Annotated in this window: 1 protein-coding gene; it reads left to right on the forward strand. The window is 46.3% G+C overall.

Annotated features, from left to right (window positions below; all coding sequences use genetic code 11):
• Positions 1-10,682 (forward strand): hypothetical protein (locus WC955_11795; protein ID MFA5859733.1); only part of this gene is annotated, 10,682 nt, incomplete at both ends.

Genomic DNA, 10,682 nt, shown 5'->3' on the forward strand with positions numbered 1-10,682 from the left:
CAACGGAAAGCGTTCTTGAATGCACATTCATGTATGACACGAGCCTGCCCACGAGCACGGTAACTGACCCTGACTTAAGCAACGAAAAGAGTTTAGCCAGTATCTCAGGCACGGGAGCGGACACACCTGGGGAAGTAAGCGAAGTAAGCGTGAGGATATGGAACGAGACAATTACGCGTTGGTGGGATAATACAACAAAGGGATGGAAGAGCGAAGGTTCTGATACTGATGAGATACTACCTGAAAATGCGTGGTTTACGTACCCTCTGATGAACACCTCGGGCAACTGGAGCGCGTGGAGCGCGACATTCACCTGGACACTGGGGAACCAGTATAAAGTTATGAGTCGCGGCAGGGATAAATCAAACAATTACCAAACAGTTTATAGTACAAGTGTATTGTTCAGATACGACGATTTAAGTCCAATAACGAAGATAATAAGCCCGGCAAATAGTACATACATCCGCAGTTTATCGAGTATTACGGGTACTTCCACTGATGCTGATACTGGCGGTAGCGGGGTTACAAATGTCCATATAGCTATTCGCAATAATGCATTAAATACTTGGTGGTCTGGGAGCGGTGCAAATGAATCTCAGAGGTTCAGCCAGAGCGCACCTCCGGGATTTTATTTGTCGATAACACCAACCGGTGGTGAGCCGCGGAGTTGGGAATATGCTTCACTTACAGGATTAGTCAGCGGAACAAGTTACTACGTAACAGTAAGGTCGCGTGACGCAGCGCTGAACACAGAAGATTTTTATAGTGTATACGGTAGTACGTTCATATACGATGATACTCCGCCGGTATCAACAATAACTATACCGACTAATGCGTATTACAGTTCATTAAGTTCAATCACCGGTACTTCTGCGGATCCTGCAGGGACACGCGAACTTTATAGCGGAGTTAATAAGGTAAAACTTACTATCTACGATATTGCTGCTGATAAATATTGGAAGTTCAATAACCCTGGTTACGATTGGGATACACTGACAGGTACAACAAATTATCTGGAAGTCACCGGTCAAGTATGGTCATTAACAAATATTCCACAATGGGAGGATGGAAAACGTTATAGGATAACTTCACATGCTCAGGATAATGCATTACCCAGCCCGGGTAATGAACAGACAGAAGATTGTACGAGATACTTCGTCTATGATTCTTCTGAACCAAAATCGTTCTTTGTATCGCCGGTGGATAATGGTAAGTACAAAGCGTTAGCTACAATCACAGGGACAGTATTGGATTATCCCGTAACGGCAACAGGAATTACGAATTCGGGTGTACAGAAGGTTGATGTTATGTTAGAAAGAACCTCGGATTCATATCAGTGGACAGCTTCTTCATGGACAAATGTCGGTACATGGTGGCTCTCATCTACTCTGGCGAGTGGAAACTGGAATTATTCATCATTAACAAATGCATGGGCAAGCGGGTCTGAGTACCGTATAAAAGTTCGTGCTGCGGATAATATTAATAATTATGAATCTATCATAAGTTCAGTAACGTTTGTGTTCGATAATACTGAACCTGACTCGTTTGTGTATCGCCCAGTAGAAGGTACTGGGTATAACGGTACAACAGATGTTTTGTCAACAGTATCGGGGACTGCCTATGACGCGACTACGGGGGTCAGCGGGATACAGATTTCAATCAAAGTTGTTAATTATCCTGGTCTTGGAGATGAAAGATGGTGGAATGGTTCAACTTTCCCTGTAACTTCAAATACAATACAATGGCGTGATACCACTATTTATAGTACCGACGGTGGAACTAAGTCCTGGAGATTTACGGAAATATCGTCTTCCACATGGCTTACGCCCTACACTTATATCATACGTACAAAAGCGACGGATAATGTTCAGTATCCATCAGCAAATGTGGAGTCAGATGATCCTACCCGTAACTTCAGTGTTGATACCACACCGCCGAATTCCTGGGTTAAAACACCTGCAGATGGGCTGAATTATACCACGTTACCAACTTTGTCTGGTACAGCGGAAGATATTCCATCGGGGATAGAAGAGGTATATGTAAGAATATATGTTGAAACTACCGGAACAGAACCAAGTAACAAGTACTGGGCTGGGACACAAAACGGGTGGATTGATACGTCGACCTGGACGATAACAAGTGCGGAAATTTATACAACATCGGCTGCGTGGACATACACAGATGTACCGAATCCTACTTGGCCTAGTGGAAGATATTACAGGATATGGTCTAAAGCTGTAGATACTGCCAGTAATACTGAATCACCAACGGTGTATAACAGATTTGGAGTTGATAACGAGGCGCCGGTGAGTTATATACAAAAACCTGTGAATACTGGATTCTATAATTCTTTAGTTACGGTTTCAGGTACTTCAACTGATGATTTCAGCGGGATAGCGGAGATACAAGTACGGACACAGAATTTGCTTAACGGTAAATATTGGGACGGTACAGCGTTCCTGGGAGAAGATCCTAATGCGTCCGCTGTTTGGCGTGTTGCTACCGACACAGAAAACTGGAAGTTTACAGGTATCACCAACCCTCCGGGTGGCGCATCGGAAGATGACTCCTGGGTAAGTGGTAAGAAATATTCGATTGTGATTCGTGGAAAAGATAATGCTGGGAATATACGCCAAACGTTTACTGTTGGTAATGACTCAAACACGTTTACATTTGATAACGAAGTGCCGGTAACAAAGGTTCTTGTCCCTGCTACAGGTAATCTGTCTTACAACGCAATGGCAACTGTTTCAGGTACAGTTGCGGATAATACTGTTATTGCTAATGGTTATACATCAGGAATAGATACTGTAACTGTAAGAATAAGTTATGATTTCACAACGGAGACAACATATTATTGGACTGGTACCGGGTGGAATACAAGTTCAGCTAATCTTCCTGTAAAAGGTATACTGACTAATACTACATGGTACTACACCGCTAACTTTGATTGGAAACCGGGAAGTGTTAACGGTAAAACGTTTATGGTGGAAGTATGGGCGAAGGATAATGCGGTTAATACTTCTGTGATATCGTCCCATACATTTATATACGACGATGTTAAGCCAACTTCTGAAGTAACATTACCGACAGCGAGTGAACAACATACGGTTACTACTATTTCAGGTACTGCAAATGATGCGGTAAGCAGTATTACAAATGTTCAGTTACGCATACGCGATGTAACCAGAGGTACAACATATTATAGTGGTACGGGTTGGGTTAACGACGCAGGTGGAAATACATGGTTTAATGTAACAACTCCGGGTAATAACTGGTCGTACGTGATTGATACTGAAGCTGATGTTTGGACTGACCAGCATGAATACTCGGTTAATTCAAGGGCGGTAGATTCCGCAATAAATACTGGTGATCCGTCGGTTACGTTTACATTGTTATACGACAAAACAGAGCCGGTATCATACATTGAATATCCGACAAACGCGTCGCAGTTCTACGGTATAATAGAAACAATTTCAGGGACTGCAGCGGATTCACCGACAGCTAACTGGACAGGTTTACTTGCATCGGACCGCGTGAGAATAAAGATTAAACGCGGGTCGTCACCGCCGTACTTGACCAACAAAACCACGCCACCAACGTGGAGCAGTGATGACGCACAGGCATGGTTGACTCTGGATACATGGACTCCTGCAACAAGTAGATGGACATTGTCTGTTTCAACTGATGTTTGGGTTGAAGGTGAAAGTTATGAGATTACAGCGCGTGCGAATGATAAAGCAGGTAATGTTGAAGGTAGCGGGTCGGGTAATGTTGCTGGAAAAGTTTCAATTCAGATTGACAAGTCAGTACCTGAATTTGCAGTAATTGATCCTGAAAATAATACTTATTACTCATCGTTAGCTACAATCACAGGGACGGTACAAGATATTGGGCCTGCAGGGGTTAGCGAGATAAGGTTTGCGATTAAGCGGCTAAATGATACAAAATACTGGCGTGAAACTCCGCAGCCGGTCGGGTTTGAAAATGACAGTATTGTCTGGACTTCAACACCACCGGCAGGGACTGCATGGGACTATACAAGGCTAGGTGAAGAAAGCAGGTGGACTACAGGCGGGATATATGAATTGTATACCAGAGCAATTGACCGCGCAAGTAATTTGTCGCAGTGGACCACCACATCGTTCCGTTTAGATTGGACTCCGCCGGTATCGTTAATGTATTATCCGTCAGCGAATGATTACCGGTCAACATACCTTGATACAATCACCGGGACCTCAAATGATCCGGATAACGGCGTAGGTGTTACTAAAGTTAAATTCAGGGTTAAACGTTCAGACGGTTCTTATTACAGCGGTATCAGTTGGGCAGGAGCAGATACTGACTGGCCGTGGGAAGCTATTCCTTCAGGCGGTAATTATCAGATAACTGTTGCTAATGGTATATGGGAGACCGGGTACGCGTACTATATAAACTCACGTGCGCAGGATGCAGTGCAGGAACCCAGTGGGCCGAATTATGAAACTGGATATGCTACAAATACATATTATTACGATAACACGACACCGGTATCAAGTGTTAATCAACCTCAACATAATACTTGGGTGAAGATGTTGACAACGCTTAGCGGGACGGCTAATGATCCTACAATTTGTGTCAACGGTGTACCGTCCGATGTTAAAAGAGTTGAGTTCTCGGCTAAACGCGAGACTGATAGTTATTACTGGTGTGGAAGTTCGTTTAGTAGTGTAACATCGATTCATTGGAGTTCAACAACGTTGACTTTAACCGCTTCAACAAGTTATCAGTGGAGCTATACATTAAGTAATAGTTATTGGACAGACGATTCGTCGTATACCATTATCTGCCGTGCGTATGATAATGCGAACAATCTTGCGTGGGGTACAACTAACTACTTCGTTTTCGATACTACCGCGCCAATATCGTATGTATCATACCCGGCATCGCTCGGGCCTGAAGGCGGGACATACGGAGATTATGTGGCTAACCAAATGCCTACAATATCCGGTACAGCAAATGATTTTAAAACCCTGGGGATAGTGGATAAAGTATTGGTGCAACTACAGCGTAAGGATAATGATCAGGTGTGGTCGTATAACGATTGGATAACCGATACTTCTACTGGTGTTTGGGCGTCATGGAATGGAACTGAATGGGTGTGGGATACGTCAGTAGTTGATTGGGTGTCTTATACAAATTATGATATCCGCGCGTTATCAATTGATAAAGCTGGGAATGTGGGTAATTGGTCCTCCACAAAGATTTTCAGGCTCGAACCTCCACGGCCAACGTCGGTGATAAATACATTCGCTGCGCAGTCAGCAGTGGATAAAGGGTATTACCAGCTGATCAGCCCGATCGCGGGTACGGCAAGTTCATCGCCGGAAACTGTGCGGTTGGATCTTATGATAAAACGTGAAAGCGATAATTATTACTGGTCGCATACATTGAGTACATGGGTGGATTATTCAACTTGGGTAGTAATCCTTCCGCCGCCACCGTTGAGTACATGGAGTTACAGCCATGAATCGCTGACATTTGTTCATGGGTCAAGTTATACTTTTGCGACAAAAGCCAAGAGTGACCAGAACGTTTCTGAATATGACGGTAATCCTCCAGGGGTAGCGCCAAATGCGGTTTATACTGTATGGAAAGATTCGCATAACCCCACAGCGGGATTAGTATTACCGAATAAGTCGTATGTCAATAATCTGCCGACATTATCAGGTACTGCGACTGACGCGCTTGCGGGTGTGTTGAATGTTATGCTGCAAATCCGTGACTTAACGCAAGGGGCAACCTATTGGAATGGGTTGACACAACAGTGGGTGAATTATTCTACATGGACTGCAGCAACGTATTATCCGGAAGAAGTTGCACCACAGCATTGGCAGTTCTCGGGTTCAACCCCAACCTGGCAAAACCTGAGTTCTTACAGGTTGACCACATGGACATTGGATAAAGCTAAACCGGCAAATAGTGTTACATCCAATGGTTTTGATTTTACGTATGATTTGATTACACCGACAGCTACGGTTACTTATCCGTCGAATAGTGTTGTGTATAGTGCATTACCAACGGTTTCAGGGACAATGCTTGATTCGCCGTCCGATGGATTGAAAGAAGTAAGGGTTTCTCTTAAAGATAATAATTATTCCGGTGGTGAACGGTATTGGAGTGACGGTGTAACTGCACAACCGTCTGATGCTTCAAACGGATGGAAGATCGGGCAACGCTGGAATTTGGTAACACTTTATACTTCATCGTGGTCATACGCAACGCCGGCATCGTTAATGGATGTTGCAAATGATAGCCATACTTATACGACGCAAATCCGTGCGGAGGATACTGCCGGGAATCAGCAGAGTATATTCACAGTTGCTGTAGCTTCGTTAAGTTTCTTAATGGATGTGACAGCACCGCAGACTACTATAACATATCCTGCACAACAAAATCAGGCGCTTAATCCTGCAGAATCGTTTGACCTCCAGGGTGGTTTTACGGATAATCTCTCCGGTGCAGCGACTGTGCAGTTAGAATTATCCAGGATTGATGATACGGGTACTACATATTATTGGACAGGATCGTCTTGGACGGTTAATAGTGCGTATTTTGTTGGTGAAGAACTTAATCCTAAATATTCAGTTAATGCCACGTGGTCACATCCGTTCCTGAAATCAGACCTTACATCTGACCAGTTGTATAGAATAAAAGCAAAGGGTTTAGATACTGCATTACCGTCGGGTAATGCTGAGGCTTGGGATACAGGTACTGTGTTTGTGTTTGACTGGACAAATCCTGTAAGTAAAATCAGTATACCCACAGACGGCAGCCAGTTAAAGTCTTTAGCTACGCTCAGCGGCACGGCAAACGGCAACTACAGCGGGTTAAGCAAGGTAGAGATCAAGATCTCGAGTTACAACGGCACATCAGACGTATACACATGGACGGGCAGTAGCTGGAGCCCGAATACGCACTGGGTACAGGCAAGCAATAGCAGCAGCGGGTTCGGGAATTATCACACCACATGGACATACACGAATGTAAGCTGGGTAGACGGTGCAACGTATCGCATAATAAGCCGCGGGTTGGACACAGCAGGGAATTATGATACGGTTCTTAGTACTGTGGTATTCACGTATGACATCACGGCGCCGATGGTGCGGATAAACACTCCTGCGGATACGGGGACGAATTATCACGGCCCTGCGAATACGCTTGAAACGATAACGGGAACGAGCTGGGACGTAACCAGCGGTGTGGATAAAGTGTATACACGGTTGTATAACGAGACTGATAACAGTTACTGGCATCCGGGCAGTACGAGCTGGGTGGTGAACACTAGCAGCTGGGTAGTGGCAACGTCCACGAATCCGTGGACCTACACAAGCCCATCATACAATGACGGTAAGTTGTACCAGATACACGTAAGAGCAGATGACTGGGCGGGGATGCTAAGCGGATGGGTAACGAGTTATTTCACATGGGATGAAACGTATCCAAAAGCGTACCTGCAAACCCCTTCAACGCATTATCATAACGTCTTGGCAACGCTCAGCGGAACGGCAGCGGATCCCGGGGCGAACGTATCAGGATTAAGCATAGTACAGTTGGCGGTACAGGATACGGAAGTCAGCGGATTCTGGTGGAAACCCGACACGCCGAACTACGGGTTTACGCAGAACACGACGTACTGGTTCAGCGCAAGCGGGCAGGGCTCTAACTGGACGCATACGGCTGCCACGCCTACCTGGGTGACGGATAAACTGTATTTAGTTAAGGCCAGGGCAAAGGATAATAGTTTAAACATATCAACGAACACGTTACTGGAATACACGTTCCGTTATGACACAAGCCTACCGACGTCAACAATCCAGGATCCAAATCTTGCGTATGAACGCAGTTTAGATACCATCAGCGGTACAAGCACGGATGGCAGTGTAGGGCGTATCCGCCGTGTAGACATCCGCATAAAAGATATGGACATTGGCCGGTGGTATGATAACAGCGTAAACAGCTGGAAGTCAGAAGGTACTAATGAAGACGAGATCCTTCCGGAGAATGCATGGTACAGTTATCCTCAGATAGACACAAGCGGTAACAGCAGCTGGAGCACCTGGGGAGCAACGTTTACCTGGACAGTAGGGAAACAGTACCAGGTGATGAGCCGCACACTGGACCATGCGGGTAACTATCAAGTATATTACAGCACAAGTTTGCAGTTCCGTTATGACAACGTTCCGCCGTTGAGTTACGTCTCTTCACCGGGAGCGGGAACATACTTAAGAAGTTTGAGCACGCTTACGGGAACATCATCGGACGCATCCACCGGCGGCAGCGGGGTATCAAACGTGCATATAGGAATCAGGAACAACGCGTTGATGAGCTGGTGGAACGGCGGAAGCGGTGCGACTGAGTCCGATAAGTTTAACCAAAGCGCGCCAGCGGCGTTCTACTTATCAATAACACCCACAGGCGGAGTACCCAAGAGCTGGGAATACACGAGTCTTACGGGCAGTGATTTAGTTAGCGGTACGAGTTACTACATAACAGTACGCGGCCGTGATGCAGCGTTGAACACAGAAGATTTCTACAACGTAAACGGTTCAACATTTATATATGACGCGACAGCGCCTGAGAGTTATGTTACCTTACCGACGAGCACGATGACATACGTAAACTATTTACCAACGTTAAGTGGTACAAGCGCTGACCTAGAAGGCACGCGGCCGTTAAAGAGCGGAATGCGTACGGTAAGCATGACATACAAAGACACAACCTCTGGTGCGGATGAAGAGAATAAGTGGTGGGAGAACGGCATAAGCGGCGGGTGGACAGCAACATTAGCAAGTACATGGACATTAAAGACATCTGACAGCTGGGCGACCTGGTACAGCACATATGTGAGCAACTCGAACTGGAAAGACGGGCATAGTTATGAACTTAAATACTGGTCCTCGGATAATGCGTTGCCGTTACCCGGGAACGAAGAAAATGTAAAGACAAAGACGTTTACATACGACGTTACCCGTCCGACCGCAGCGTTGACCTTACCTGTAAACGGCGGGTTCTATGGTTCAGCTACGCAGAGCATCGCAACGCTCAGCGGCACCGCGTACGACAGTGTATCTGGCATAATCGAAGTGGAAGCAGCAGTACGTGAAACTGTAAGCGGGATGTACTGGAACGGCACAAGCACATTTAACGCAGCGGGAATAGTGTGGAGCACAGCGACACTAACAGGTGGAGCTGCAACGAAGACCTGGGAGTTAACGACACCTGCGTTACAGAATGGTTATACATATACAGTGCAAACGCGTACGCGTGACACCGCGGGAAACCAGCAGACCTGGGCGACAGTCGGTACGTCATCGAACACGTTCAGTTATGACACAGAACTACCTTCGAGTTATGTTACGTACCCGTTAAGCAGCGGGCATTATAACAGTATAACCGGTATCACAGGAACGGCAAAAGATAATATCGGTATCAACGCTAACAGTGTTAAGTATGAACTACAGGAATATCCGTCCGGCCCGTGGTGGAACGGCAGTACATTCAGCGTAACCGGCGAAAACAACTGGCTGACAGCCAATAACAGTTCTGCGGGCAGCAATGTTACAACAACCTGGAGCAGCGGAACACTGGTCTTCCAGACAAACCACGAGTATCTGGTGAAGACATATGCCATAGATAAAGCCGGTAATAACGGTACGGCAAGTACAGGCCTTGTGTTTGTGTATGACACAAACTTCCCTACCTCAACGGTAGTCCTTCCTGCTGGTACGGCAGCAGTACCCGGTGAATACGCGTCATTACCCACGCTCAGCGGTACATATGAAGACCAGAGCCCGGGTGAAAAAGCTAGTGTGGAATTATACGTCCAGGACTTAACCGCAGGATCGTACTACAACGCTACAGGCGGGTGGGCAGGGCAGGTATGGATCTCAACCTCGAATGACGCATCTGATTTTAGTTTATACCAGGACAGCTGGCAGTACGTTGACAGCGGGCTGACCTATACCAGCGGCAAGAAATATTTGGTAGTAACAAAATCACGGGATAGAGCGTGGAACTGGCAGAGCGTGTATAACACCGGCACATCGTCTAATGTGTTTATATATGACACCACAGCGCCGGAGAGTTACGTAACAACCCCTGCGGTGTACCTGAACACATCTTCAAACATCAGCGGTACGGCAGCGGATAATCCGCGTACCGGGCCGAACAATAACAATGTCGGGATGGAAACCAGCGGCGTGGTAAAACTTACGGTACAGAATTATACTGACAGCAAATATTATGATGGCAGCGGTTTTAACAGTGTATCGGTTACAACGCTTACAGCAACGGCGGTGACGGCTACATGGAGCGGCTGGAAATATCCGGACAGCGGGAACGTAAACTGGGTAAGCGACAAAGAATACCGTATCCGCACATGGAGCACAGACGATGTTGCCAACGAAGAAACACCGAGCCTGAAGTATACACTGTACTATGACACCACTCCGCCGGTGAGTAAGATAACAGTTCCGTCAAACAACACGTCTTTATCGAGCCTCACATCCATTACCGGCACGGCAAACGGCAACTACAGCGGGTTAAGCAAGGTAGAGATCAAGATCTCGAGTTACAACGGCACATCAGACGTATACACATGGACGGGCAGTAGCTGGAGCCCGAATACGCACTGGGTACAG

Source organism: Elusimicrobiota bacterium, assembly GCA_041658405.1.
Classification (GTDB): domain Bacteria; phylum Elusimicrobiota; class UBA5214; order JBBAAG01; family JBBAAG01; genus JBBAAG01.